The following is a 1,057-nucleotide window of genomic DNA, read 5'->3' on the forward strand; positions in this document are numbered from 1 at the left end:
TAACGCCGCTAGCAGGGGCAGCCGGAGCGCAGCGTAGGCTGTCCAGCCCAGCCACTGGCTGGGCGATCCTGCCTAGCTTGGTTATGGCTGACGCGCTGCGGGCCAACTACCAGCACTTTGCCAGCCACAGCTTGGCTGGCCACCGCCCGATATTACGAGGGAAGAATACCGCACTTCCCCCACCAAATTATTTACTTAATGGCACCCCACGATACTGCAATGGACTAGCCATCTCTACCGAACCGGAGAGAACGCTCTAGGAGCGAAACTGCTTGCTCCGGAACGGCTTAGCAGCTCAATGCTGGACACCAAACCACTGCGAAAAACTACCCGAAGGCATCGATGATAATGTTTACCGACCGGCAACATAACGCCGTGCTTAGGGGCTGTAGTGAAGCGTAGCGAAACGGAAGTCCCAGCGCAGCGACTACAGCACCTTGTTATGGATTAGATGGCAACAATGCTGACTTCAAAATATTTAGGCAAATGTGATTAGCCAAATAAATATCCATACAGCAAAAAAAAGTGTAGGAAGCCAGCGCTCCATTTTTTTCCTAGTTAGACCACCTTGTAGTGCAATGAAGCGTGGATCTTTTGATATTTCAGGATAATGACCACTCTGAAAATGTTTGAGTATCTGCAAAGGCTCATAAACTGGATCTCCGGCTTCTGCTTTCATAGCAAGATATTGCGCGAGATAAACACTTTGACCTCGGGCTGTACATATTGACACCCAAAACCACAAAGCAAACATAGCGAGAACTGATATTCCAATTAGGGGAAAAATTGCACTTTCTCCTTGAGCCATGATTGACCCAAACGCGACAAGGATAGACTGCATGCTAATAAATATTGTTCTATATGTTTGAAGCAGCGAATCTTGAATCCCCCACAGGGTTAGCAAATCATTGTAAGTTACAATTTTATTGTCGGGGCTTTCCATAAATTTTCTCGATTGTTTGTAGTAATCCATAACGCCGCTAGCAGGGGCAGCCGAAGCGCAGCGTAGGCTGTCCAGCCCAGCCACCGGCTGGGCGAACCTGCCTAGCTTGGTTAT

Annotated in this window: 1 protein-coding gene; it reads right to left on the bottom strand. The window is 48.5% G+C overall.

Annotated elements, in window-relative coordinates:
* Positions 1–478: 478 nt before the first annotated feature.
* On the bottom strand, positions 479–1,057 hold a 579-nt coding region (locus ABEA58_RS14350), incomplete at its 5' end, for a hypothetical protein (protein ID WP_345552602.1).

It is taken from the genome of Microbulbifer aestuariivivens, assembly GCF_039545115.1.
Classification (GTDB): Bacteria; Pseudomonadota; Gammaproteobacteria; order Pseudomonadales; family Cellvibrionaceae; genus Microbulbifer; species Microbulbifer aestuariivivens.